Origin of the sequence: Yersinia entomophaga, from assembly GCF_001656035.1 — a bacterium.
Taxonomy (GTDB): Bacteria; Pseudomonadota; Gammaproteobacteria; order Enterobacterales; family Enterobacteriaceae; genus Yersinia; species Yersinia entomophaga.
This window is the reverse complement of record NZ_CP010029.1, coordinates 978,112-1,001,609: the sequence shown is the minus strand read 5'-3', so window position 1 is coordinate 1,001,609 and position 23,498 is coordinate 978,112. Positions and strand designations below refer to the sequence as shown.

The window sequence follows — 23,498 nt, the reverse complement described above, 5'->3', positions numbered from 1 at the left end:
TCTCGCCGGTTCAGGGGCTTAGACAGCTTATGCCGCTGCGCCTTCTACCGCCTGTTTCGCCAGCTCGGTTATCCGATTGTAATCCCCTTTCTCCAGCGCATCGGCCGGAACCAACCAGGAGCCGCCGATACATAAAACACTCTTCAGCGCTAAATAATCACGGTAATTATTTGGCGTGATACCGCCTGTTGGGCAGAAGCGAACCTGAGAGAACGGGCCGCCGATAGCCTGTAGCGCCTTCACGCCACCGTTGGCTTCCGCCGGGAAGAATTTGAACTCTTTCAGGCCGTAACTCATGCCTAGCATCAATTCAGAAACGGTGCTAATGCCTGGAATCAATGGAATCGTGCCTGCGGTGGCCGCCTGCAACAGATCGGCGGTTAAGCCAGGGCTAATAGCAAACTGGGCGCCCGCTTCGGTCACGGCTGCCAATTGCTCAGGATTCAGCACGGTACCGGCACCAATAATCGCTTCTGGTACTTCCTGTGCAATGGCGCGAATCGCGTCAACTGCGCACGGGGTACGCAAAGTCACTTCCAGCACGCGTACGCCACCGGCAACCAGCGCTTTAGCCAAAGGCACCGCCTGTTCGAGTTTATTGATGACGATTACCGGGACCACCGGACCTGCGGTCATAATCTGTTCTGCGCTCGTTTTCCAGCTTTTCATCGGTCGTTATCTCCACTTATGCCGTCTGACATAGGATTGATGCCTTTCCATTCAGGGCTATGTTGGTTGCCTTCTAGGCATCGGTTAAAAGATGGCACTCAGCCGAAGACCCACGGAAAGTGACCCGCCTCTTCTATACTGCCTGCCATGAAACAAAATCAGAACTAAGCCTTTGAATGGCTCTTATAATCGCGCAGGTGCTCCGTCCGTGAGTTCATCCAGGCATTCCCTGATGGATGCACTACCCCGCCGGTCAGCGGCCGGCTGTGTCTGCGGCACCGGGGTAGTGAGGTTACTGATGGTTATGCTGTTAAACGATTACTCGAATTCGTTCCATGAACGACCATCGCGAGTGATCATGGCAACTGAGGCTACAGGTCCCCAGGTACCGGATTGGTAAGGCTTCGGCGCTTCATTATCCGCCGCCCAGGCTTCCATGATGGAGTCAACCCATTTCCAAGCTTCTTCCACTTCATCACGACGCACAAACAGGGCCTGAATGCCGCGCATGGTTTCCAGCAACAAACGTTCATAGGCATCAGCGATATGCTCTTCGTTGAAAGTCTCGGAGAAACTCAAGTCCAGCTTAGTCGTTTGCAAGCGGTGCTTATGATCCAGACCCGGCACTTTATTCAGCACCTGAATCTCAATGCCTTCGTCCGGCTGTAAACGAATGGTCAGCTTGTTCTGCGGCAACTGTTGGTAAGACTCGCGGAACAGATTCAGCGCAGGGTTTTTAAAGTACACCACCACTTCCGAACATTTGGTCGGCAAACGTTTCCCGGTACGCAGGTAGAACGGCACGCCGGCCCAACGCCAGTCATCAATATCCACGCGGATAGACACAAAGGTTTCGGTATTACTACTCTTATTCGCCCCTTCCTCTTCCAGATAGCCCGGTACTTTGTGACCCTGAACGAAACCGGCGGTGTACTGACCGCGAACCGTGGTTTCACGCACGTTGGTCTGATCGATACGGCGCAGTGAACGCAGCACTTTCACTTTTTCATCGCGAATACGGTCGGTGGTCAAATCTGCCGGTGGCGACATGGCGATCATGGTCAGGATTTGCAGCAAATGGTTTTGAATCATATCTCGCATCTGGCCAGCCTGATCGAAGTAGCCCCAACGGCCCTCGATACCCACTTCTTCCGCAACGGTAATCTGCACGTGATCGATAGTGCGGTTATCCCAGTTGGAAGCAAACAGTGAGTTGGCAAAACGCAGCGCCAACAGGTTCAGAACCGTTTCTTTACCTAAATAGTGGTCGATACGGTAAACCTGACACTCGTTAAAGTATTCAGCAACCTGATCGTTGATCACCCGTGAGGAAGCCAAATCGGTTCCTAACGGTTTTTCCATCACTACGCGCGCCGGTTCGTTATTCAGCTTGGCTTCGCCCAAACCTTTGCAGATGGCACCGAAAGTACTAGGCGGCATGGCAAAGTAGTTAATGGTAGTGCGGTTTTTTTGATCGAGCATTTTGCCCAATTTAGCAAAGTGCTTGCTGTCGTTGACATCCAGATTACAGAAATCCAGCCGGCTGCTGAGCTTCTGCCAAAGTTCGTCATCCAGCTTTTCTTTCATAAAGGTGTCGAGGGCTTCCTTCACCACGCCGATATACGCGTCTTTATCCCAGTCAGCCCGACCCACACCGATAATGCGTGTATCAGGATGGATATGACCCGCTTTCTCTAGCTGGTAAAGGGAAGGCAGCAGCTTTCGGCGTGCCAGGTCACCTTTAGCGCCGAAAATAACCAGGTCGCATGCCTGGGCTGTATTAGTTACCGCCATGTATTTCTCCTCGTTGCAGGATATTTGTAATTTTCTTACATCTATAATGTACTCTCTTTGACTATAGCCAGTAAACCCGGATAAAAAGGCAATAAAAACGGTTATAAAACATCCTATCAGGCGCTAAGCCCCGTCAAATAAGGCGGCGTAAGATAAAAATGTAATTTTATGACTTTTTTGATCGTCTTTTACCATTCTGAAAATTAGACACAGGTCATATTCTGATGAAAAAGGGCTGCTTCCTCATCAATGCCTCTGCCAACGGGTCCCGGCTCGTAGTATATTTCCATTAAACCGGCATAGATTTCTCCTTTGAATGAAATCGACAAAACCCATGGGTGACTCTCGTTATATGAATACGCTGGAAAAGATCCAAAATAATCTGGACCTCCTGAGCAAATCTGAAAGGAAAGTCGCCGAGGTGATCCTTGCCTCCCCACAAACTGCCATTCACTCTAGTATCGCCACGCTGGCGAAAATGGCCAACGTTAGCGAACCAACGGTTAATCGTTTCTGTCGCCGTCTGGATACCAAAGGCTTCCCTGATTTTAAACTGCATTTAGCCCAAAGTCTGGCAAATGGCACACCTTATGTGAACCGTAACGTCGAAGAAAATGATAGTGTTGCTGCATATACAGGCAAGATTTTCGAATCGACGATGGCCAGTCTGGATATGGTGAAAACCAATCTGGATATTGCAGCGATAAATCGGGCGGTGGACTTACTGACTCAGGCCAAGAAAATTTCCTTCTTTGGCCTGGGCGCATCCGCCGCCGTCGCCCATGATGCAATGAATAAATTTTTCCGCTTCAATATCCCGGTTATTTATTTCGATGATATCGTTATGCAACGCATGAGTTGTATGAACTCCGGGGAAGGTGACGTTGTGGTGCTGATTTCCCACACTGGCCGCACCAAGAATCTGGTAGAAATGGCCCGTCTGGCACGCGAGAACGATGCGACCGTTATTGCCATTACCTCGCGAGACACGCCGCTGGCACACGAAGCAACGCTGTCATTGCTGCTGGACGTTCCGGAAGATACCGATGTTTATATGCCGATGGTGTCACGAATTGCTCAACTGACACTGATTGATGTACTGGCAACCGGATTTACTTTACGCCGCGGCGATAAATTCAGGGATAACTTGAAGCGGGTCAAAGAAGCGTTGAAAGAATCGCGCTTTGATAAGGGCGCGTCTTTACAGGGCCTGATTGAATAAACGCCCGACGCTAAAAATATCGCTTAGAGCTGATTTATTTCAGTTTTGCGCCGATAACCTATTACACAGCTATCGTTTCTACATTCGCATGCGGTTAATTTGGATGACACAATTTCAGAGTAAAACTCGTCACTCAGTGACATTTTGCCCTAGGGTTAATTATCCGCAGTTTTAACAACACCAATGCTTCACCAGTCAACGGAGTAATGCATGTCCAGACGGCTCAGAAGGACCAAGATTGTTACCACACTGGGGCCGGCTACCGACCGCGATAATAACCTGGAAAAGGTTATTGCTGCGGGTGCAAACGTAGTCCGCCTGAATTTTTCCCATGGCACCGCTGAAGACCACATGTTACGCGCTAATAAAGTGCGCGAAATCGCCGCGCGTTTGGGGCGTCACGTGGCAATTCTTGGCGATTTGCAAGGGCCAAAAATCCGTGTATCCACCTTCAAGGAAGGCAAAGTCTTCCTGAATATTGGCGATAAGTTCCTGTTAGACGCCAACCTGGGTAAAGGCGAAGGCGACAAAGATAAAGTTGGTATCGATTACAAAGGCTTACCTGCGGACGTGGTGCCGGGCGATATTCTGTTGCTCGACGACGGCCGCGTTCAGCTCAAAGTGCTGGAAGTTCAGGGCATGAAAGTGTTCACCGAAGTCACCGTCGGCGGCCCTCTTTCCAACAATAAAGGCATCAACAAACTGGGCGGTGGTTTATCCGCTGAAGCGCTGACCGAGAAAGACAAAGCTGATATCGTGACTGCCGCAAAAATTGGCGTCGATTATCTGGCCGTCTCCTTCCCGCGTACTGGCGAAGACTTGCATTATGCCCGCCGTTTGGCGCGGGATGCTGGCTGTAACGCGAAAATTGTCTCCAAAGTCGAACGTGCCGAAGCCGTAGCCACTGACGAAGCCATGGATGACATCATCCTCGCCTCTGACGTGGTTATGGTCGCCCGTGGCGATTTGGGCGTAGAAATTGGCGATCCAGAGCTGGTCGGTATCCAGAAAAAACTGATCCGTCGTGCCCGTCAGTTGAATCGTGCGGTCATTACCGCCACGCAGATGATGGAATCGATGATCACCAACCCAATGCCAACCCGCGCCGAAGTTATGGACGTAGCGAACGCCGTGTTGGATGGGACCGATGCGGTGATGCTGTCAGCAGAAACGGCGGCGGGTCAGTATCCGGCTGAAACCGTAGCCGCGATGGCGCGAGTCTGTTTGGGTGCAGAGAAAATCCCAAGCATTAACGTTTCCAAGCACCGTTTAGATGTGCAATTCGATAACGTCGAAGAAGCCATCGCGATGTCCACGATGTACGCGGCTAACCACCTTAAAGGTATCACGGCGATCATTGCCATGACCGAATCTGGCCGTACTGCCTTGATGATGTCGCGTATCAGCTCGGGTTTACCGATCTTTGCCATGTCTCGTCATGAACATACGCTGAACCTGACCGCGATCTATCGCGGCGTCACGCCGGTTTATTGCGCCAACCACACCGATGGCGTAGTGGCTGCCAATGAAGCGGTTAACTGCCTGCGCGATAAAGGCTTCCTGGTTTCTGGCGATCTGGTTATCGTCACTCAGGGCGATGTGATGGGTACCATAGGTACGACTAACACCAGCCGTATTATTCGCGTGGAATAATTATTCTGCGCCAATAAAAAAGCCAGTCCGCGTTAAGTTGACTGGCTTTTTCTTTATCTGCATTTTATTTCACTTTTCACTACTGAACGCGCGGCCCGCTCACGCCGGATTACAGATCCTTGCGTACGTAAGGCTCGATTTCACCTTCTTTACGGGTTTTCAGCAGTTTCAAAATCCAAGTGTACTGCTCTAAGTTAGGGCTAACCAAAGCCTCTACTTCTTCGTTCATGCGACGAGCAATATAAGCGTCATCCGCATCCGCTAAATCATCCATTGGTGGACGAATATAAATATCCAAACGATGTTCACGGTAATTATAAACAGGGAACATCGGCACAATGGCCGCACGGCACACTTTCATCAAACGCCCTACCGCAGGCAGCGTGGCCTTATAGGTCGAGAAGAAGTCAACGAACTCGCTCTGCTCTGCGCCGTAATCTTCATCCGGCAGATAATAGCCCCAATACCCCTGACGCACCGAGCTGATAAAAGGCTTAATGCCGCTTTCGCGCGCATGAATGCGGCCACCGAAACGCAGGCGAGCGCTGTTCCACAGATAATCTACCAGCGGGTTGCGCTGATGATGGAACATTCCGGCGACCGGTTTCCCCTGCCCGGCCAATAACATGGCGGGAATATCGATAGACCACGCGTGGGGCACCAGCAGAATAACGTTGCGCCCTTGCTGCTGGAGTTCATCTAAAACAGATTCACCATGCCAATGAACACGGGACAACACGTGCTTAGGATCGCGGAAACACAGTTCGGCCATCAGCATCATCGGCTGCGGCGCAGTGGCAAACATCTCATCGATAATTTGCTCACGTTCCGTCTCACTGATATCCGGCAAACAATAGAGAAGGTTTATCCGCGCGCGCCGACGAGCGCCTTTGGCGAATTTACCGGCCAAACGGCCTACACTGGCTAAAAAAGGATCGCGAATTCTTGCCGGTAAATAAGCCAGCGCTGCCATCACGCCAATGCCCAGCCATACGCCCCAAAAACGCGGATGAAGGAATGATTTTTGGAATACCGGAATAAAACCCGCGCTGTCGTTCTTCTCTTTTTGCATCAGGAAACTCTTCGAATAGGCCAATCAGCTAATCATAATTGCGAAGATAGAGAATGCAATTGTCCATCTGACTGTAAAAACTGATATCAGGCTAAAAAACCTGACCTGTTGATCACCAACGTGGCCGTTACAATGAATATCACCATAACGACCACATTAGATTTTATTTATTCCGCTCAAGAATTCCTGAGTGGAATTACCGGTTAGTCGAGCTGCAACTGCGGGATCACTTCTTTCGCAATAGCCAGATAATCGCTGCGTTCTTTACCGCTCAATCCTTCGGAACGAGGCAGTTTAGCCGTCAACGGGTTAACCGCCTGCTGGTTGATCCAGAATTCATAGTGCAAATGCGGCCCGGTGGAACGACCGGTATTTCCAGACAGTGCGATACGATCGCCCCGTTTTACTTTCTGACCCGGTTTAACCAGCAGCTTTTTCAAATGCATATAACGCGTGGTGTACTGGCGACCGTGACGAATGGCCACATAGTTGCCCGCCGCGCCGCTGCGTTTCGCAATCACTACTTCGCCATCGCCCACCGCCAGTACCGGAGTACCGACCGGCATAGCAAAATCGACGCCTTTGTGCGGCGCAACACGCCCGGTAACCGGGTTAATACGACGTGGATTAAAGTTGGAAGACACGCGGAACTGCTTCATGGTTGGAAAACGCATAAAGCCACGGGCCAGACCGGAACCCTGACGATCATAGAACTTGCCGTCTTCGGCGCGAATAGCATAGTAATCTTTGCCGCCGGAGCGCATACGCACGCCGACCAATTGGCTTTGCTCACTGCGCCCGTCGAGCACTTCCCGCGACATCAGCACGGCGAACTGATCGCCTTTACGCAATTTACTGAAATCTAACTGCCACTGTAAGGCTTTAGTCACAGCGCGAATTTCCGAGTTGTTCAATCCGGCTTTCTTGGCGCTGTTAACGAAACTGCCGTCCAGACGACCGGTCATTACGCTGTTACGCCACTCACCTTTTTGCAACTCTTTAGTTTCTTTAAAGGTATTGCCAACGCGATCGTAAGTACGCGTCTCACGGCGAGACACTTCCCAGGTCAGGCGTTGTAAATCGCCGGAATCGTTCACCGTCCAGGAAATTTGCTGCCCGATCTTCAGATTACGCAGGTCGCGGTTTTGCGAAGCCAGTAACGCCACATCGGACATCTCGATGCCGTACTGAGTCAGAATATTGCCAAGGGTATCGCCGGTGGAAACCACATATTCATGAACGCCACTTTCATTAACATCTTTAGCGTCCAGCTCGTCCTGAGGAATCTCATCGTCCGGACTCGGTTGGTCTAGCGGCTCACTGGCTTCTGGAGCCAAAATGTTCGCCTGGCTGGTATCAAGAATAACGCTCTTCGCGATGGGATCGTGTTCTGGGTGATAAACAAATGGCCGCCAAACGGCAACGGCCAAGGTCATTACGGTCAACGACCCCAACATCACTCGATGGGGCCGCGGTAAGTTGTTATACGCCAGAGCGATAGTTCGGACTATCTGCTGCACTTATGAGTATCCTTATAAGTCTTACTTCAGGCAGCTCTCGTATTGGTCAGACAACTGAGACAGAAACTCTGTGTAGCTGTCTTTGCCCAATGCGATGCCGCTACCCAATGGATCCAGCGTGCCTGAACGCACCTGAGTTCCCTTGGCAACGGCATTAATGACGGCCGGCCTGAATTGTGGCTCAGCAAAAACGCATACCGCCTTTTGCTCAACCAACTGTGTTCGAATTTGAAGTAAACGCTGTGCGCCGGGCTGTATTTCGGGGTTGACTGTAAAGTGACCCAATGGGGCCAAGCCAAAGTGTTTTTCAAAGTAGCCATAGGCATCATGAAAAACAAAATATCCCTTACCCTGCACAGGCTTCAGCATATTAGCAATTTTTTTGTCACTTTGCGCTAGTTGATCCTCGAATCGGCGCAGGTTTGCATCTAGTTTGTCCCGATTTTGTGGCATAAGTTCCAATAATCGGTCGTGAATAGCAATTGCCGTCAACTTAGCGATCTCTGGCGAAAGCCAAACATGCATGTTGTACTTACCGTGGTGATGTCCAGGTTCATCATTATTCGCTGCATGATCATCATGATGCGTGTCATGCTCACCTTCATGTTCATCATGCTCGTCGCCTTTCATTAAAAGCGCTGCAACCTGAGTCAATTGAGAAACAGCAATCTGTTTGCTGGCAGGGACTTGCGTCAATGGCTTTATCAGAAAGGCCTCCATTTCCGGTCCCACCCAAATTACCAGCTCAGCCTGACGTAAACGCTGGACATCGGACAGACGAAGGGCATAATCGTGTGGCGAAGCGCCGTCGGGCAGTAAAACCTCCGTTGGCAGCACGCCGTCAGCGATAGAAGCCGCAATAAATCCCAACGGACGGATGGAGGTGACTACCGCTGCTGATGCGCTATGTACCACACCTGCCATCAAAACGGCGCTGGCTAATAGGGTTCTTCGTAGCCATTGGTTTTTTTGTAACATAACGTTATTTCTCTTGAACATGGTAAGTTAACTCGTCCTTTCCGCTGGAAAAGCGTAATATTATAACATTCACTTAATTCTGCAAACGTAATCATCATGTCCACATTGGTAAGTCTGAACAAAATATCCGTTACCTTCGGGAATCGGCGGGTACTCGCTGATATTTCCCTCTCATTACAGCCGGGAAGAATCCTCACTTTGCTTGGGCCAAACGGCGCGGGAAAATCGACGCTGGTTCGTGTGGTGCTGGGATTGATCGCCCCTACCGGCGGTTCCGTGGTTCGGGAGCCTGGATTACGTATTGGCTATGTGCCACAAAAATTACATCTGGACGCCACTCTACCGCTGACGGTGAGCCGTTTTATGCGCCTTAAGCCCGGCGTGAAGCAAGCGGATATTTTACCGGCGCTGAAACGCGTCCATGCTGCCCATTTATTAGAACAGCCCATGCAGAAACTGTCCGGAGGGGAAAATCAGCGGGTACTGCTAGCCAGAGCCTTGTTGAATAAGCCGCAGTTGCTGGTGCTTGATGAACCGACACAAGGTGTCGATGTCAACGGGCAGCTGGCACTGTACGATCTGATTGAACAACTGCGTACCGAATTGGGCTGCGGCGTACTGATGGTGTCCCACGATCTGCATCTGGTTATGGCGAAAACCGACGAAGTATTATGCCTTAATCAACATATTTGCTGTTCCGGAGCGCCAGAAGTGGTTTCTACCCATCCAGAATTCATCGCCATGTTTGGCAACCGCGGTGCCGAAAAACTGGCCGTTTACCGTCATCACCATAATCATCGTCACGATTTGCATGGCAAAATTATTCTAAAAAACCCAGGGAGCCGTGACGCATGATCGAATTACTCTTACCCGGCTGGTTAGCGGGTGTCCTGCTGGCCTGCGCCGCTGGCCCGCTGGGGTCGTTTGTGGTCTGGCGTCGAATGTCTTATTTCGGCGATACTTTGGCTCACGCCTCGCTGCTCGGCGTGGCATTTGGCCTGCTGCTGAATGTGAACCCGTTTTACGCGGTGATCGCCATGACGCTGATATTGGCTCTGGTTCTCGTGTGGCTCGAACGTCGCCCGCAGTTGGCCGTCGATACCTTACTGGGCATCATGGCGCACAGCGCATTGTCGCTCGGTCTAGTCGTCGTCAGCCTAATGTCAAATGTGCGGGTCGACCTGATGGCCTATCTGTTTGGCGACCTGCTTTCAGTTACCCTCAATGATATCTGGATGATTGCCATCGGCGTCGCCGTGGTATTGCTGGTGCTACGCTGGCAGTGGCGGCCGCTGTTATCGATGACCATTAGCCCGGAGCTGGCACACGTTGACGGGGTTAACCTACAGCGGGTCAAAATGCTGTTGATGCTAATTACCGCGTTGACCATTGGTTTATCAATGAAATTTGTTGGCGCACTGATCATCACGTCATTGCTCATCATTCCCGCCGCCGCCGCCCGTCGTTTTGCCCGAACGCCGGAGCAAATGGCCGGGGTCGCCGTGGTGATTGGCATTCTCGCTGTAACCGGCGGCCTGACCTTCTCTGCGCTGTACGATACGCCAGCTGGCCCATCCGTGGTGCTCTGCGCCGCAATGATGTTTGTGCTAAGCCTGTCGCAAAAACCCAGAGGATAAAGCTCTGCGGAGGGAGCAAGTTCGCAGCTCCCTCCGTGCGTTGATTTGGACTTCTGACCTCTTATACTTTTCCTCTTACCTCCTGCTTTATACTTCCTGTTTCTTATTTCGCCTGCTTATTTATCCCGCATTTTGCTGATATTCACCTTTCCCTCCCAAATAGCCTTTGGGCGCAACCGCTTACGCCGTTGTTATTTCAGTTATATTTTTTTGAATTTGATAACATTCTGTACGAAATAAACATGTCGGATACAAAAACCACTCAGTAAGTTTTAATTAGTGTGATCAGCCACAAACATAATATTCACCCAGTGTAATACTCTGCCGTCGTTGCTTTTTGAGAAAACATTTTCACTATTCTATTCGGCTTTCTTTATCGCGCCGGGACGGATTTGTGCGCGCCCTACCCACTCATAACTATTATTCAGAGGCAAACCATCATGGATAAACCCACACCAACCGGTTTATTACAGCAGCCCAAACCCTTCTTTATGATCTTCTTTGTCGAACTGTGGGAAAGGTTTGGCTACTACGGCGTGCAGGGCATTCTCGCGGTTTTCTTTGTTAAACAGCTGGGCTTCTCACAAGAACAGGCATTTGTGACTTTCGGGGCTTTTGCCGCTTTGGTTTATGGCCTGATTTCCATCGGTGGCTACGTCGGCGATCATTTACTGGGAACCAAGCGCACCATGGTGCTGGGTGCAGTGGTGCTGGCCATTGGTTATTTCGCTACCGGTTTATCCTTGTACCGGCCTAATCTGATTTTTATCGCCCTAGGGATTATTGCTGTTGGGAATGGTTTATTTAAAGCTAATCCAGCTAGCTTATTATCCAAGTGCTACCCGCCAAAAGATCCTCGCTTGGACGGTGCTTTTACCCTGTTTTATATGTCAATTAACGTAGGTTCGTTGCTTTCTCTGTCGTTAGCCCCAATTATCGCCGAACGCTATGGTTACACTGTCACTTACTATCTGTGCGGTATCGGTCTGATCTTTGCTCTGCTGGTTTATTTCTGCTGCCGTCATATGGTTCGCCATATAGGATCCGAGCCGGACGCCCAGCCGCTAAACTGGAAAAACCTGTTTCTGGTGCTGGCCGGTACGGTCATTATGGTATTTGTTTGTGCCTGGCTGATGAATCACGTCATGATCGCCAATCTGGTGTTAATCGTGCTGTCATTAGTGGTGGTTTTTATTTTCTTCAAAGAAGCATTCAAGCAGGATACATTGGGGCGCAATAAGATGTTTGTTGCCTTCATTTTGATGTTGGAAGCTATTGTTTTCTACGTGCTGTACGCGCAGATGCCAACCTCGCTAAATTTCTTCGCAATTAATAACGTTCATCACGAAATACTGGGTTTTGCCATTAATCCAGTCAGCTTCCAGGCACTCAATCCGTTTTGGGTGGTCGTTGCCAGCCCTATTCTCGCCAGCCTCTACACTCGTTTTGGTAGTAAAGGACGAGATTTGACTATGCCAGCCAAATTCACTTTGGGCATGTTCTTATGCTCGCTGGGATTTTTGACCGCTGCGGCAGCCGGTATGTGGTTTGCCGATGCCCAGGGCCTGACATCACCTTGGTTTATCGTTCTGGTTTATCTATTCCAGAGTATCGGGGAATTAATGATTAGCGCCTTGGGTCTGGCGATGGTAGCAGCGTTAGTGCCTCAGTATTTGATGGGCTTTATTCTGGGGATGTGGTTCCTGACACAGGCAGCATCCTTCCTGATTGGGGGCTACGTTGCGACCTTCACCGCGACGCCGGAAGGCATTACCGACCCATTGGAAACCTTGCCTATCTATACCGATGTGTTCGGTAAGATCGGTTTGACTACGCTGGGGATTGCAGTCGTGATGGGGCTGATGATTCCATGGTTGAACCGAATGGTGAATACGCCAGTAGCCGAGAAAGCCACGGTTTAAAACCTAATTCAGGCACAGTCATTCGGCGGAGTTGTCTCATTCAGGCAGACTCCGCCGCTTACAACATTACTCTTCTCGATCGATACCAAAATGCTTGTAGGCATGATGCGTGGCAATACGCCCACGCGGAGTGCGTTGGATAAAACCTTGCTGAATCAGATAGGGTTCCAGCACGTCTTCAATGGTTTCACGCTCCTCCCCGATAGCCGCCGCCAGATTATCTAACCCTACCGGGCCACCCATAAACTTATCAATCACTGCCAGCAATAGCTTACGGTCCATGTAATCAAAGCCTTCCGCATCCACATTCAGCATATCCAAGGCTTTCATCGCCACATCACCATTAATGGCACCGTCGGCTTTCACTTCGGCGAAGTCCCGAACCCGTCGTAGCAGGCGATTGGTAATCCGCGGCGTGCCCCGTGATCGACGCGCCAGCTGATGAGCACCTTCCGGCGTTAATTCCAATCCCAGGCATTGGGCGCTACGGCTGACAATATGCTCCAGATCCGCAACCTGATAAAACTCCAGCCGCTGCACAATCCCAAAGCGATCCCGCAACGGTGAAGTCAGAGATCCGGCACGCGTCGTGGCACCAATCAAAGTAAAGGGCGGCAAATCCAGCTTGATAGAACGCGCCGCTGGCCCCTCACCGATCATTATGTCCAACTGATAATCTTCCATCGCCGGGTAAAGAATCTCTTCGACTACCGGAGATAGGCGATGAATTTCATCAATAAACAGTACGTCATGAGGCTCAAGGTTGGTCAGCATCGCCGCCAGATCGCCAGCTTTTTCCAGTACCGGGCCGGAAGTGGTACGCAGATTCACGCCCATCTCGTTAGCCACAATATTAGCCAGCGTAGTTTTACCCAGACCCGGAGGGCCAAATATCAGCAAATGATCCAGCGCATCACCGCGCTGTTTCGCCGCCTGAATAAAGATTTCCATCTGCTCGCGGACATGGGGTTGCCCGACATATTCGCTTAATAGCTTGGGGCGAATCGCTCGGTCAATGATCTCTTCTTCACTGATAACGCCAGCCGAAATCAGGCGGTCTGCTTCAATCATCCTCTACCTCTTGCTGTCACTACTATAAGGCTGCGCGCAACGCGTCACGAATTAGTGTTTCACAGTCTGCGCCGGGCTTGGCAATTTTGCTGACCAAACGGCTGGCTTCCTGGGGTTTGTATCCCAACGCCACCAGCGCTGAAACGGCCTCTGCCTCCGTGTCTGCCGCAGAAACCTGCGCCGAGGTGGTAGGCAACGGGATCTCACCGGTGTTATTAAACAGATCGCCGTTCAAGCCTTTGAAGCGGTCTTTCATTTCCACCACTAAACGCTCGGCGGTTTTCTTTCCTACGCCCGGCAGTTTTACCAACGTAGTGATATCTTCACGTTCAACGGCACCGACAAACTGCTGCGCCGACATACCGGACAGAATCGCCAGCGCCAGCTTTGGCCCAACGCCGTTGACCTTAATCAGTTCACGGAATAACGCACGTTCCTGTTTATCATTGAAACCATAGAGTAACTGCGCGTCTTCCCGCACGATAAACTGAGTAAAGATAATGGCTTCCTGCCCGATCTCCGGCAGTTCATAAAAACAGGTCATTGGCAGTTGGATTTCATAGCCAACGCCGTTGGTCTCTAGCAGCACCAGCGGCGGCTGCTTTTCCAGAATGATACCTCTGATGCGCCCTATCACCTTGACTGTCTCCTTGCCCGGCAGGTTTATCGATGAATATATTTTATAGCTGTTTATAACATAAAAAAGGCTGGATGGATATCCAGCCTTCAGCGATTAACCCGGCTTTATCGGGTCTTTGCGCGCCGTTGCACAAAATTAACGCAAACGGCCACGTGCCATGACCAATTGGTTATTACCCAATCGCACCGTATTCTGGCTGAGATGGCAGTGGGTAATCGCAATCGCCAAGGCATCGGCGGCATCGGCCTGCGGATTAGCCGGTAACTTCAGTAATGAACGCACCATATGTTGTACCTGGCTTTTCTCTGCCGCGCCGGTGCCAACAACCGTTTGTTTCACCTGTCTTGCCGCGTACTCAGACACCGGCAGATCCAGATTGACCGCCGCGACGATGGCCGCGCCTCTTGCCTGCCCTAGCTTCAACGCCGAATCAGCGTTTTTTGCCATAAACACCTGTTCAATAGCAAAAAAGTCCGGGTGAAACTGAGTAATGATTTCAGTCACACCGGCGTAAATCAATTTCAACCGGGTCGGTAAATCGTCCACCACGGTTCGGATACAACCACTGCCCAGGTAGGTCAGTTGGCGCCCTTCCTGGCGGATAACGCCATAACCGGTGACACGAGAACCGGGATCGATACCTAATACGATCGCCATACCAGTTTTCACCTTGTCCGTTATCGTTGGGAACCACACCCACCTAAAAATAGGCCGTGCCCAATAATGAGCACGGCGACTTTACTGCTTTAACGCTGTTGCCGCGATGACTTACATGAAATCACGCTGATTGCCGCTCATTACAGCGTAGCAGCGACTTCGTCGGAGATCTCACCGTTATGGTAAACCTCTTGCACGTCGTCAGAATCTTCCAGCATATCGATCAAACGCAGCAGTTTTGGCGCAGTCTCTGCATCCAAATCGGCTTTAGTTGATGGGATCAGCGACACTTCCGCCGATTCAGCCACCAGACCAGCCGCATCCAGCGCGTCTTTTACCTGACCCAGAGATTCCCACGCAGTGAACACGTCAATAGCACCATCGTCATACACGGTCACATCATCGGCACCGGCTTCCAGCGCCGCGTCCATCACGGTATCTTCATCCAGACCTGGGGCGTAAGAAATCACGCCTTTTTTGGTGAACAGGTAAGAAACGGAACCATCAGTGCCCAGGTTGCCACCGGTTTTGGTAAAGGCGTGGCGAACTTCAGATACGGTACGGTTACGGTTGTCACTTAGGCATTCAACCATTACCGCGGTGCCGCCCGGACCATAACCTTCATAAATGATGGTTTCCATGTTGTTATCTTCGTCACCGCCCACGCCGCGTGCGATAGCCCGGTTTAGGGTGTCGCGCGTCATGTTATTGGACAATGCCTTATCGATAGCCGCACGTAAACGTGGGTTAGCAGCCGGATCGCCACCGCCTAATTTGGCAGCCGTAACCAGTTCACGGATAATTTTGGTGAAAATCTTACCGCGTTTGGCATCCTGCGCCGCTTTGCGGTGTTTAGTGTTGGCCCACTTACTATGACCTGCCATAAGAATCTCCGAAAATAGCCTAATTAGACCTAATAAATAACAAACTCTTCAATCGCTTGCTTATTACTCCAGGACTTAGTCAATGCCGCCGCTTCCGGCGAGTTAAGCCACTGGTACGCATGATGTTCGGTAAGTTTGACATCACGCTCTTCGGGTAACGCCAGACAGAACCAGTGTTCTTTATTATGCGTAGTACCCGGTGCATAGCGAGGACGGAAATGCGCGAAGAGTTCAAACTCCACGCAGCGCTGACAGTCGAGCAGCGTCAGGTTTTCACCTGTGATATCAATGCCCACTTCTTCCTTTACTTCACGCTGCGCGGCAGACAATGGGGATTCCCCCTCCTCCAGACTGCCGGTAACCGACTGCCAGAATTCAGGGTCATCACGCCGCTGTAACATCAGCACCCGACCCGTAGATTGGGCATAGATCAGCGCCAAAATTGACTCGGGGCGTTTGTATTTCATTACTCTTTCTCTTCTGCCGGAGTATCGGCTGCGGTTTTCTTCGCTACGACGCTGATCGATAGCTCTTGCAAAGAGGCCGGGTTGGCAAAACTCGGCGCGTCGGTCATCAGACAGGCCGCGGCGGTAGTTTTAGGGAACGCAATCACGTCGCGGATGTTATCAGTACCGGTCAGCAGCATCACCAGACGATCCAGACCAAAGGCCAAACCGGCGTGCGGTGGAGTACCGAATTTCAACGCATCCAGCAAGAAGCCGAACTTCTCACGCTGTTCGTGTTCATTGATGCCCAGAATGCCAAAGACCTGCTGCTGCATTTCGGTGCGGTGGATACGCACGGAACCGCCGCCGACTTCATAACCGTTAATCACCATATCGTAGGCGTTAGCGATAGCAGAAGTCGGGTTCGCTGCCAGCGCTTCTGGCGTCATGTCCTTCGGCGCGGTGAACGGGTGATGCATCGCCGTCAGACCGCCTTCGCTATCGTCTTCAAACATGGGGAAATCAACCACCCACAGCGGCTCCCAGCTATCCAGCTTAGTCAGTTCCAGATCGCGGCCCAGCTTCAGACGCAGTGCGCCCATAGCATCGGTGACGATTTTGAAGCTGTCTGCGCCGAAGAACAGAATATCGCCGCTTTCAGCCTGAGTGCGAGCCAGAATGGCCTCCAACACTTCCGGACTAAGGAATTTGGCAATCGGGCTTTGCACCCCTTCCATACCGGCAGCACGGTCATTGACTTTCAACCACGCCAGACCTTTTGCGCCGTAGATACCGACAAACTGGCCGTATTCGTCGATCTGTTTACGAGTCAGTTGCGCGCCACCAGGTACACGAATAGCAGCAACGCGGCCTTTCGCATCGTTCGCCGGGCCGGAGAACACTTTGAATTCAACGTCTTTCACTAAGTCGGCAACGTCCACCAGCTCCAACGGGTTACGCAGATCCGGTTTATCTGAACCGAAGCGGCGCATGGCTTCCGCAAAAGTCATGATCGGGAAATCACCCAGATCAACGCCTTTGGTGGTTTGCCACAGCTGACGAATCATTTTTTCCATGATTTCACGCACTTGATCGGCGCTCATAAAGGAAGTTTCCACATCGATCTGGGTAAATTCTGGCTGGCGATCGGCGCGCAAATCTTCGTCACGGAAACATTTTACGATCTGATAGTAACGGTCGAAGCCAGACATCATCAGCAACTGTTTGAACAGCTGAGGAGACTGCGGCAACGCGTAAAATTTGCCTTTATGTACCCGGCTTGGTACCAGATAATCACGCGCACCTTCCGGCGTCGCCTTGGTCAGCATCGGGGTTTCGATATCAAGGAAACCGTGATCGTCCATAAAGCGGCGCACAAAGCTGGTGATTTTAGCGCGGGTTTTCAGGCGGTCGGCCATTTCTGGACGACGCAGATCCAAATAGCGATATTTCAAACGCTGTTCTTCGCTGTTGATCTGGTTGGAGTCCAGCGGCAATGGCTCAGAACGGTTGATAATATTCAGTGAGTTGGCAAAGATTTCCACTTCACCGGTAGACATATCTTTATTGATCTGACTTTCCGGACGCGCACGCACAGTACCGGTAATCTGAATGCAGAACTCATTGCGCAGCTCAGAAGCCTGCTCAAAGGCCGCTTTATGGTCAGGATCGAAGAACACCTGAACGATGCCGTCACGGTCACGCATATCAATAAAAATCAGGCCACCCAGGTCACGGCGACGATTGACCCAACCACAAAGTGTGACGCTTTGTCCCACGTGGGACAGATTCAACTGCCCGCAATACTCAGTACGCATACAATGTCCTTTTACTCAGCCGATGCCGCGCCCGTCGAGTGTTCTGAACTGTTCGCGCGGCTATTATTCTGGTGAACCCTTACTCTGGTGAACCCTGTTTTTTGGCACCCGGTTTGAAATCAGTGGCGTACCAACCGGTGCCTTTCAGCTGAAAACCGGCAGCAGATATCTGTTTCGATAACGCAGGCTTCCCACACGCCGGACAGTCTGTCAGTGGCGCATCAGAAAATTTTTGTAGTTTCTCTAATCGATGTTGGCACGCGCTACACGCATATTCATAAATTGGCATAGGTATTTTGGATTAAAGAGTGTTGAAAAAAGGGGGTCATTATAAAGGAAATTCATGGCATAGATAAGAGCGAACGCACAGGTCAGGGACGACAAAGTCACTCTCTGCGGTGATTTAACACATCATTTAACAAAATTCTCCCCGTGATAAGACTGTTCGGCAACATTTGTTGGCATAAACTCGGAGGCACCAGAGGCCATAAACCTCATTTAGCCCATGTCTGTTCGAGGCCAAAGATGATGAAAATTGAAGCAAAAACCAGCGCACTGGTGCTGATCGACCTGCAACAGGGAATTCTCCCTTACGCCGGCGGCCCGTACAGTGCCGAACAAGTTGTCAATCATGGTGCACACCTAGCCGAACAGTTTCGTCAATTAGGCGCTCCGGTGTTTTGGGTGCGCGTGGGCTGGTCGGGAGATTTTGCCGACGTATTGCATCCGCCGGTCGATCGCCCAAACCCGGCTGGCCGTTTACCTGCCAACTGGTGGGATTTCCCGCCGCAGTTGAAGGTTCGCGATAGCGATATTCTGGTGACTAAACGCCAATGGGGGGCTTTTTACGGCACTGAACTGGATCTGCAACTGCGCCGGCGCGGGATAAAAACCATCGTGTTGGGCGGGATTGCGACAAATCTCGGCGTTGAATCTACCGCCCGCTCCGCCTGGGAACACGGCTACGAGCTGGTGATCGCCGAAGACGCCTGTAGCGCTCCGGACACCGAGCAGCATCAGGCCAGCTTCCACCACATCTTCCCGCGTTTTTCTCGCGTCCGTAGCAGCAATGAAATTATTGCCGCGCTAACCGCCTGACGTTAAGGTAAGGGTACCTTTTAGCGGCTTCGTTTGTGAGCTGAGCCGCGTTGTTTCTTTCTTTCGCAGCGGCTGACTTATGTATATTGGATTACCTCAATGGCAACATTCGGCATGGAGCCGGTTAGGTTTGCAGGATCTGGCGGATTACAGCCGCTATTTCAACTGCGTGGAAGGCAACACCACTTTTTATGCGCTGCCGAAACCGGAAATTGTGCTGCGCTGGCGGGATATGACACCGGAAAGCTTTCGGTTCTGCTTCAAATTCCCCGCCACTATCAGCCATCAGGCGGCACTCAGTCAGTGCGAGCAGGAATTATTAACCTTTTATCAGACGTTGGAACCGCTCAATCAGCGTATCGGCCAACTGTGGCTGCAATTGCCCGCCGCCTTTGGGCCGCGTGAATTGCCGCGGCTGTTTCACTTTCTCGACCGATTACCCCGTGACTTTAACTATGGTGTGGAGGTTCGGCATCCGGCTTTTTTTGCCAAAGGCGGGGAGGAACTGGCGCTCAATCAAGGTTTGCACCAACGGCAAGTTAACCGGGTTATTCTCGATAGCCGTCCGATCCACAGCGCCGCACCCAATACCGCCGCGGTGCGGGACGCGCAAAGTAAAAAACCCAAACTGCCGGTACATGCCGTGGTTACCGGTCATCAACCTCTGGTGCGGTTTATCGGCGGCGATAGGCTGGATGAAAATCTGAAACTTTTCGCCCCCTGGCTGCAAAAACTGCCGGTATGGGAGCATCAGCACCAGCCTTATCTGTTTATTCATACGCCGGATAATGGCGATTCACCGCAGCAAGCGCAAAAAATCTGGCAACGGCTAGCGGCGTTAATACCTTCTTTACCTCCCGCGCCGGATTGGCCAGAGCAAAACACATTGTTTTAGCAGAAAATTCCCTTGTCCAATCCCGGCAGTTTGTCATGATTTGCATCAAAATGAAGGGCGGCGAGAAGTCGCACATTTAAAAGAGTAGAAACGCCAGAAATCGGTGAAAAATGAGAACTGACGCTCATTTCGACAAAATGCAAGGCTGAATGGTGGCAGGTATTTATTTCTACTCTATAAACAACAGCGATTATAGATAGTAGACTTTCGATTTTTCTAGCGACAGTGACGACGTTGACGGTTATCATTATTCAGCCAGTTATGGTTGGGCTATGGAGTTAAAAATGGTTAGCTCGCTTTATGTTGTGTTGGGCGCACTATTACTAATTAAGCTTTCATTTGATGTGGTGAGATTAAGAAACCAGTACCGGGTAGCCTATGGCGACGGTGGGTTTTATGAGTTGCAAACGGCCATACGGGTACACGGCAATGCCGTAGAATATATTCCGATCGCCGTGGTATTGCTGGTTATGATGGAAATGAACGGCGCAGAGACCTGGATGATTCATCTGTGTGGATTAATGCTGATTGTCGGTCGTTTATTACACTATTACGGGTTACGTCACCGGGAAATTCGCTGGCGACGTTCAGGGATGAGTGCAACTTATGTTTCATTGATACTAATGATAATCGCTAATATCTACTATTTACCGTGGGAACAGATTTTTAGCTTAACTTAATCCCCGGTTTCACTGTTTATGCGTTCTTTTATCGGAACCACAGTTAGTTCGGGCGGTTTATCACCGCCTTCATGTTCCAGCTTTCTCACCTTAGCTTATCCGGTTTTCCCCTTCCCGTGTTACCCCGCCTCTTTCCCTCCCGCTGTTCAGACACGCTTTCATGCGGTCAACCACGATTCTATTTTCAGTTTTTATCCAAACAGAATTGGGTCCACACCGCGGAAAAACTTTCGGTTTGCAGCTGTAAAAAGGTGCCGGATGGTGTGCCATTGGAAACATAGCGATAATAATCATCGTCTTCACCTGCGGGATCCTGATAGTTCAGGTAGCCGCAAATCACTCCTAACCCCTCGGAGGGACTGATATAATCTCCGAGGAATTCAGCTCGTTCTGGATGTTTGACTTTCTTCAATACCGCATTATGCACCTGGGCAATTTTCCGGCTAGTGGCGGACAGCGTATGCGTCTGATAGCCGTTGCTATCTTCCTGATACCAAGGCTTGGTCGACATATAATAAGCCCAGCCGATGGTTGAACTACACGTCACTAAGATTAAAAATAAGACGCTCAAAGAGACCGCCGTCGCACCATTGATCTGACATTTCTGCCCAAGGTGCCAGTTTGAGGTCGTTAATCTGGGGTTAAGGTAGATACCTGCGCCATAAATTATCAAGCAAATAAAAAGCATGAATACCAGGTAAAGCGGCATATAGCGCAGTACATAGCTGCTCAAAACCACCACCACTAAGCCGATTAAAAAGATAATCTTTCTCATCATCCATCCCTGAATTATTCCCGCAACGGATAATAACACCAGACATCACTGGTTGCTGTTAAATCCACCGGTTATATATTCAACGATAACCGAACCCATATAGCAGCGACTCAGGCCGCTATAGCCACGGAATAACCAGGAGTAAGCGACCAATCCCTTTAAATTATCAAGGACAAATTTTCCTGTCACTCAGGTTTAACCGGTTTTAGCAAAAACCGGTCGTTTCTGTTAGAATACGCGCCTTCATTTTCCAGCAATCTCAATGACCGTCATGCCAAATCGCGATACCAAACCAGCAACTGATGCTATGCCGGCAAGCCAGCCGCACACAGAATCCACGCAACCGCCGCGGGATAGCCTGTTTTCTGCGCCCATTGCCAAATTGGGTGATTGGACTTTCGACGAACGCGTCGCGGAGGTTTTCCCCGATATGATCCAGCGTTCGGTACCCGGTTATTCCAATATTATTTCGATGATTGGCATGTTGACTGAGCGCTTTGTACAACCTGATAGTCAGGTTTACGATCTGGGCTGTTCTTTGGGCGCGGCAACCTTGGCCATGCGTCGTAATATTCAGGTTCCCGGCTGTAAAATCATTGCCGTGGACAATTCCCCTGCCATGGTTGAACGCTGCCGTCGCCATTTAGACGCTTTCCGCGCCGATACCCCGGTGGAAGTGGTCGAGGCGGATATTCTGGATGTGAAACTGGAAAACGCCTCAATGGTCGTGCTGAATTTCACTCTGCAATTCCTGGAGCCAGCCAATCGCCAGCGCTTGCTGAATCAGGTGTACGCGGGGCTGCGTCCCGGTGGTGCACTGGTGTTATCGGAAAAATTCAGTTTTGAAGATGCCAACGTCGGCGATCTGCTGTTTAACATGCACCACGATTTTAAACGGGCGAACGGCTACAGCGAGCTGGAAATCAGCCAAAAACGCAGCATGTTGGAAAACGTTATGCTGACCGATTCGGTGGAAACCCATAAAGCGCGTTTACGCCGCGCCGGTTTTGAACACGCCGAAGTATGGTTCCAGTGCTTTAATTTTGGTTCGTTGATTGCTCTGAAAGCAGGAGAAGCCCAATGATTGAATTCGGTGATTTTTACCGACTGATTGCCAAAGGGCCACTTAGCCCGTGGCTGGAAACCCTGCCGGCGCAGCTAAGCTGCTGGCAGCGTGAATCCCTGCACGGTAAGTTCAAAACCTGGTTTAACGCCGTTGAGCATCTGCCGCTGTTGACACCTACCGAACTGAATTTGAAAGACGGCGTGCGCGCGGACATCACCCCGCCGCTGTCAGCCGGTCAGCGCGAGGGCATGGAAAAAATGCTGCGCGCGCTGATGCCGTGGCGCAAAGGCCCGTTTTCATTATACGGGCTGGATATCGATACCGAATGGCGATCAGACTGGAAATGGGATCGCGTTCTGCCCCATATCAGCCCGCTGGCAGGTCGAACGATTCTTGATGTCGGCTGCGGCAGCGGCTATCACATGTGGCGCATGATCGGCGAAGGCGCGCATTTGGCCGTAGGCATTGACCCAATGCAGCTGTTTTTATGTCAGTTCGAAGCGGTACGAAAACTGCTGGGTGGCGATCAGCGCGCCCATCTGCTGCCGCTAGGCATTGAGCAATTGCCGGAGCTGGCGGCCTTTGACACCGTTTTCTCTATGGGCGTGCTGTACCACCGTCGTTCACCGTTAGATCACTTATATCAGTTGAAAAATCAGTTAGTCAGCGACGGCGAATTGGTGCTGGAAACCATCGTAGTCGAAGGCGATAGCCAGCAGGTTCTGGTGCCGGGCGATCGTTACGCGCAAATGCGCAACGTGTATTTCATCCCGTCAGCGCTGGCGCTGAAAGGCTGGCTGGAAAAATGCGGTTTTGTCGATGTGAGAATCGCCGACGTGGCGCTCACAACCACCGACGAGCAGCGTCGTACCGATTGGATGACTAGCGAGTCACTGGCTGAATTCCTCGATCCCAACGACAGCAGCAAGACCGTTGAAGGCTATCCGGCACCGATGCGAGCGGTACTGATTGCCCGTAAGCCTTAATCACAATCGGCTCTCT

Annotated in this window: 24 protein-coding genes; 10 read left to right on the top strand and 14 right to left on the bottom strand. The window is 51.0% G+C overall.

What is annotated here, in order from left to right:
* Window positions 1–27 precede the first annotated feature (27 nt).
* Both PL78_RS04520 and zwf read right to left on the bottom strand, forming a co-directional pair.
* Window positions 28–669 (bottom strand): bifunctional 4-hydroxy-2-oxoglutarate aldolase/2-dehydro-3-deoxy-phosphogluconate aldolase, encoded by a 642-nt coding sequence (locus PL78_RS04520; RefSeq protein WP_064513491.1) that lies wholly within the window; start codon window positions 667–669, stop codon window positions 28–30.
* Window positions 670–987: 318 nt separating this feature from the next.
* Complete coding sequence (gene zwf / locus PL78_RS04515) at window positions 988–2,463, bottom strand: glucose-6-phosphate dehydrogenase (RefSeq protein WP_064513489.1); 1,476 nt, start codon at window positions 2,461–2,463, stop codon at window positions 988–990.
* A gap of 334 nt (window positions 2,464–2,797) precedes the next feature.
* Here zwf and PL78_RS04510 point away from each other — a divergent pair, with 334 nt between their 5' ends.
* Entirely contained in the window at window positions 2,798–3,685 is an 888-nt protein-coding gene (locus tag PL78_RS04510) for a MurR/RpiR family transcriptional regulator (protein ID WP_462952511.1), read from the top strand.
* 210 nt (window positions 3,686–3,895) lie between these two features.
* On the top strand, window positions 3,896–5,338 hold the full coding sequence (gene pyk, locus PL78_RS04505) for a pyruvate kinase (protein ID WP_049597692.1): 1,443 nt from the start codon (window positions 3,896–3,898) through the stop codon (window positions 5,336–5,338).
* A gap of 109 nt (window positions 5,339–5,447) precedes the next feature.
* Here the strand turns inward: pyk and lpxM are convergent, their stop codons facing one another.
* The 3 genes from lpxM to znuA all read right to left on the bottom strand — a co-directional run bounded on the left by lpxM (window position 5,448) and on the right by znuA (window position 8,908).
* Window positions 5,448–6,410: a lauroyl-Kdo(2)-lipid IV(A) myristoyltransferase gene (gene lpxM / locus PL78_RS04500; protein ID WP_064513484.1), complete on the bottom strand. Its 963-nt coding sequence runs from the start codon at window positions 6,408–6,410 to the stop codon at window positions 5,448–5,450.
* 203 nt (window positions 6,411–6,613) lie between these two features.
* A complete protein-coding gene (gene mepM, locus PL78_RS04495) occupies window positions 6,614–7,930 on the bottom strand; it encodes a murein DD-endopeptidase MepM (protein ID WP_064513481.1) in 1,317 nt (438 codons plus the stop codon).
* Window positions 7,931–7,951: 21 nt separating this feature from the next.
* The gene (gene znuA / locus PL78_RS04490) at window positions 7,952–8,908 is read right to left on the bottom strand and encodes a zinc ABC transporter substrate-binding protein ZnuA (protein WP_064513479.1); all 957 of its coding nucleotides are present in this window, start codon (window positions 8,906–8,908) and stop codon (window positions 7,952–7,954) included.
* Between the two features lie 96 nt (window positions 8,909–9,004).
* On the opposite strand from znuA, the gene znuC reads away from it, so the two are divergent.
* The 3 genes from znuC (at window position 9,005) to dtpB (ending at window position 12,467) form a co-directional block, all read left to right on the top strand.
* Window positions 9,005–9,763 (top strand): zinc ABC transporter ATP-binding protein ZnuC, encoded by a 759-nt coding sequence (gene znuC, locus PL78_RS04485; RefSeq protein ID WP_064513477.1) that lies wholly within the window; start codon window positions 9,005–9,007, stop codon window positions 9,761–9,763.
* Entirely contained in the window at window positions 9,760–10,545 is a 786-nt protein-coding gene (gene znuB, locus PL78_RS04480; RefSeq protein ID WP_064513475.1) for a zinc ABC transporter permease subunit ZnuB, read from the top strand. The genes znuC and znuB overlap by 4 nt, the downstream gene beginning before the upstream one ends.
* A 440-nt stretch (window positions 10,546–10,985) precedes the next feature.
* On the top strand, window positions 10,986–12,467 hold the full coding sequence (gene dtpB, locus PL78_RS04475) for a dipeptide/tripeptide permease DtpB (RefSeq protein ID WP_064513474.1): 1,482 nt from the start codon (window positions 10,986–10,988) through the stop codon (window positions 12,465–12,467).
* A gap of 66 nt (window positions 12,468–12,533) precedes the next feature.
* On the opposite strand, the gene ruvB is transcribed toward dtpB, so the two are convergent.
* The 7 genes from ruvB to PL78_RS19480 all read right to left on the bottom strand — a co-directional run bounded on the left by ruvB (window position 12,534) and on the right by PL78_RS19480 (window position 18,271).
* The gene (gene ruvB, locus PL78_RS04470; protein ID WP_064513472.1) at window positions 12,534–13,538 is read right to left on the bottom strand and encodes a Holliday junction branch migration DNA helicase RuvB; all 1,005 of its coding nucleotides are present in this window, start codon (window positions 13,536–13,538) and stop codon (window positions 12,534–12,536) included.
* A 22-nt stretch (window positions 13,539–13,560) separates the two neighbouring features.
* Window positions 13,561–14,175 carry a Holliday junction branch migration protein RuvA gene (gene ruvA / locus PL78_RS04465; RefSeq protein ID WP_064513470.1) on the bottom strand — a complete coding sequence of 205 codons (615 nt, stop codon included), beginning with the start codon at window positions 14,173–14,175 and terminating at the stop codon, window positions 13,561–13,563.
* A gap of 138 nt (window positions 14,176–14,313) precedes the next feature.
* A complete protein-coding gene (ruvC, locus tag PL78_RS04460; RefSeq protein ID WP_049597683.1) occupies window positions 14,314–14,835 on the bottom strand; it encodes a crossover junction endodeoxyribonuclease RuvC in 522 nt (173 codons plus the stop codon).
* Window positions 14,836–14,975: 140 nt separating this feature from the next.
* Complete coding sequence (locus PL78_RS04455) at window positions 14,976–15,719, bottom strand: YebC/PmpR family DNA-binding transcriptional regulator (RefSeq protein WP_004719779.1); 744 nt, start codon at window positions 15,717–15,719, stop codon at window positions 14,976–14,978.
* 29 nt (window positions 15,720–15,748) lie between these two features.
* The gene (nudB, locus tag PL78_RS04450) at window positions 15,749–16,186 is read right to left on the bottom strand and encodes a dihydroneopterin triphosphate diphosphatase (protein ID WP_064513468.1); all 438 of its coding nucleotides are present in this window, start codon (window positions 16,184–16,186) and stop codon (window positions 15,749–15,751) included.
* On the bottom strand, window positions 16,186–17,982 hold the full coding sequence (gene aspS, locus PL78_RS04445) for an aspartate--tRNA ligase (RefSeq protein ID WP_064513466.1): 1,797 nt from the start codon (window positions 17,980–17,982) through the stop codon (window positions 16,186–16,188). Before aspS ends, nudB begins: the two co-directional genes overlap by 1 nt.
* A 79-nt stretch (window positions 17,983–18,061) precedes the next feature.
* Entirely contained in the window at window positions 18,062–18,271 is a 210-nt protein-coding gene (locus PL78_RS19480; protein WP_049597679.1) for an FmdB family zinc ribbon protein, read from the bottom strand.
* Window positions 18,272–18,510: 239 nt separating this feature from the next.
* On the opposite strand from PL78_RS19480, the gene PL78_RS04440 reads away from it, so the two are divergent.
* The 3 genes from PL78_RS04440 to PL78_RS04430 all read left to right on the top strand — a co-directional run bounded on the left by PL78_RS04440 (window position 18,511) and on the right by PL78_RS04430 (window position 20,655).
* The gene (locus tag PL78_RS04440) at window positions 18,511–19,080 is read left to right on the top strand and encodes a hydrolase (RefSeq protein WP_143711273.1); all 570 of its coding nucleotides are present in this window, start codon (window positions 18,511–18,513) and stop codon (window positions 19,078–19,080) included.
* A gap of 79 nt (window positions 19,081–19,159) precedes the next feature.
* Complete coding sequence (locus tag PL78_RS04435) at window positions 19,160–19,975, top strand: DUF72 domain-containing protein (RefSeq protein WP_064513462.1); 816 nt, start codon at window positions 19,160–19,162, stop codon at window positions 19,973–19,975.
* A 284-nt stretch (window positions 19,976–20,259) separates the two neighbouring features.
* Window positions 20,260–20,655 (top strand): MAPEG family protein, encoded by a 396-nt coding sequence (locus PL78_RS04430; RefSeq protein WP_049597676.1) that lies wholly within the window; start codon window positions 20,260–20,262, stop codon window positions 20,653–20,655.
* A gap of 184 nt (window positions 20,656–20,839) precedes the next feature.
* Here the strand turns inward: PL78_RS04430 and PL78_RS20150 are convergent, their stop codons facing one another.
* Both PL78_RS20150 and PL78_RS20145 read right to left on the bottom strand, forming a co-directional pair.
* On the bottom strand, window positions 20,840–21,166 hold the full coding sequence (locus PL78_RS20150; protein WP_145933953.1) for a hypothetical protein: 327 nt from the start codon (window positions 21,164–21,166) through the stop codon (window positions 20,840–20,842).
* Window positions 21,167–21,296: 130 nt separating this feature from the next.
* Window positions 21,297–21,476, bottom strand: a complete 180-nt coding sequence (locus tag PL78_RS20145) for a hypothetical protein (protein WP_128821863.1) — start codon at window positions 21,474–21,476, stop codon at window positions 21,297–21,299.
* A gap of 261 nt (window positions 21,477–21,737) precedes the next feature.
* On the opposite strand from PL78_RS20145, the gene cmoA reads away from it, so the two are divergent.
* Both cmoA and cmoB read left to right on the top strand, forming a co-directional pair.
* On the top strand, window positions 21,738–22,514 hold the full coding sequence (gene cmoA / locus PL78_RS04420) for a carboxy-S-adenosyl-L-methionine synthase CmoA (protein ID WP_235601029.1): 777 nt from the start codon (window positions 21,738–21,740) through the stop codon (window positions 22,512–22,514).
* The gene (cmoB, locus tag PL78_RS04415) at window positions 22,511–23,482 is read left to right on the top strand and encodes a tRNA 5-methoxyuridine(34)/uridine 5-oxyacetic acid(34) synthase CmoB (RefSeq protein WP_064513458.1); all 972 of its coding nucleotides are present in this window, start codon (window positions 22,511–22,513) and stop codon (window positions 23,480–23,482) included. The genes cmoA and cmoB overlap by 4 nt, the downstream gene beginning before the upstream one ends.
* Window positions 23,483–23,498 lie beyond the last annotated feature (16 nt).

What these genes read in the sequence shown, in the direction of transcription:
- PL78_RS04520 (WP_064513491.1), bottom strand. Translation starts at nt 669, where the DNA reads ATGAAAAGCTGGAAAACGAGCGCAGAACAGATTATGACCGCAGGTCCG.
- zwf (WP_064513489.1), bottom strand. Translation starts at nt 2,463, where the DNA reads ATGGCGGTAACTAATACAGCCCAGGCATGCGACCTGGTTATTTTCGGC.
- PL78_RS04510 (WP_462952511.1), top strand. Translation starts at nt 2,798, where the DNA reads ATGGGTGACTCTCGTTATATGAATACGCTGGAAAAGATCCAAAATAAT.
- pyk (WP_049597692.1), top strand. Translation starts at nt 3,896, where the DNA reads ATGTCCAGACGGCTCAGAAGGACCAAGATTGTTACCACACTGGGGCCG.
- lpxM (WP_064513484.1), bottom strand. Translation starts at nt 6,410, where the DNA reads ATGCAAAAAGAGAAGAACGACAGCGCGGGTTTTATTCCGGTATTCCAA.
- znuA (WP_064513479.1), bottom strand. Translation starts at nt 8,908, where the DNA reads ATGTTACAAAAAAACCAATGGCTACGAAGAACCCTATTAGCCAGCGCC.
- znuC (WP_064513477.1), top strand. Translation starts at nt 9,005, where the DNA reads ATGTCCACATTGGTAAGTCTGAACAAAATATCCGTTACCTTCGGGAAT.
- znuB (WP_064513475.1), top strand. Translation starts at nt 9,760, where the DNA reads ATGATCGAATTACTCTTACCCGGCTGGTTAGCGGGTGTCCTGCTGGCC.
- dtpB (WP_064513474.1), top strand. Translation starts at nt 10,986, where the DNA reads ATGGATAAACCCACACCAACCGGTTTATTACAGCAGCCCAAACCCTTC.
- ruvB (WP_064513472.1), bottom strand. Translation starts at nt 13,538, where the DNA reads ATGATTGAAGCAGACCGCCTGATTTCGGCTGGCGTTATCAGTGAAGAA.
- ruvC (WP_049597683.1), bottom strand. Translation starts at nt 14,835, where the DNA reads ATGGCGATCGTATTAGGTATCGATCCCGGTTCTCGTGTCACCGGTTAT.
- PL78_RS04455 (WP_004719779.1), bottom strand. Translation starts at nt 15,719, where the DNA reads ATGGCAGGTCATAGTAAGTGGGCCAACACTAAACACCGCAAAGCGGCG.
- nudB (WP_064513468.1), bottom strand. Translation starts at nt 16,186, where the DNA reads ATGAAATACAAACGCCCCGAGTCAATTTTGGCGCTGATCTATGCCCAA.
- aspS (WP_064513466.1), bottom strand. Translation starts at nt 17,982, where the DNA reads ATGCGTACTGAGTATTGCGGGCAGTTGAATCTGTCCCACGTGGGACAA.
- PL78_RS19480 (WP_049597679.1), bottom strand. Translation starts at nt 18,271, where the DNA reads ATGCCAATTTATGAATATGCGTGTAGCGCGTGCCAACATCGATTAGAG.
- PL78_RS04440 (WP_143711273.1), top strand. Translation starts at nt 18,511, where the DNA reads ATGAAAATTGAAGCAAAAACCAGCGCACTGGTGCTGATCGACCTGCAA.
- PL78_RS04435 (WP_064513462.1), top strand. Translation starts at nt 19,160, where the DNA reads ATGTATATTGGATTACCTCAATGGCAACATTCGGCATGGAGCCGGTTA.
- PL78_RS04430 (WP_049597676.1), top strand. Translation starts at nt 20,260, where the DNA reads ATGGTTAGCTCGCTTTATGTTGTGTTGGGCGCACTATTACTAATTAAG.
- PL78_RS20150 (WP_145933953.1), bottom strand. Translation starts at nt 21,166, where the DNA reads ATGTCGACCAAGCCTTGGTATCAGGAAGATAGCAACGGCTATCAGACG.
- PL78_RS20145 (WP_128821863.1), bottom strand. Translation starts at nt 21,476, where the DNA reads ATGTCTGGTGTTATTATCCGTTGCGGGAATAATTCAGGGATGGATGAT.
- cmoA (WP_235601029.1), top strand. Translation starts at nt 21,738, where the DNA reads ATGCCGGCAAGCCAGCCGCACACAGAATCCACGCAACCGCCGCGGGAT.
- cmoB (WP_064513458.1), top strand. Translation starts at nt 22,511, where the DNA reads ATGATTGAATTCGGTGATTTTTACCGACTGATTGCCAAAGGGCCACTT.